Below are 265 nucleotides of genomic sequence, written 5' to 3' on the forward strand. Positions count from 1 at the left end.
ATTGAGAGCTTGAAGCAGGCGGACGGAAAGAAAATTTTCATCTATCATATCGACGATACAGAAGACTTCCCGATCGGCTTTTTAACGGATGAAGACCGCGTCTGGCCTGGACAGGGTGCGATTGACTTAGACGCCCATCTGTCAGCGTTAAAAGAAATCGGATTCAATGATGTTGTCTCCGTAGAGCTGTTCAGACCTGAATATTATAAGCTGACTGCGGAGGAAACAATCAAAACGGCAAAGGAAACAACGAAAGCCGTCGTAT

Annotated in this window: 1 pseudogene; it reads left to right on the forward strand. The window is 45.7% G+C overall.

From position 1 onward, the window contains the following. Window positions 1-265, forward strand: a pseudogene (gene iolI, locus R0K30_RS22270) (2-keto-myo-inositol isomerase); the annotation flags it as partial.

The organism is Bacillus sp. SIMBA_154 (assembly GCF_046536015.1).
Lineage (GTDB): Bacteria > Bacillota > Bacilli > Bacillales > Bacillaceae > Bacillus > Bacillus pumilus_P.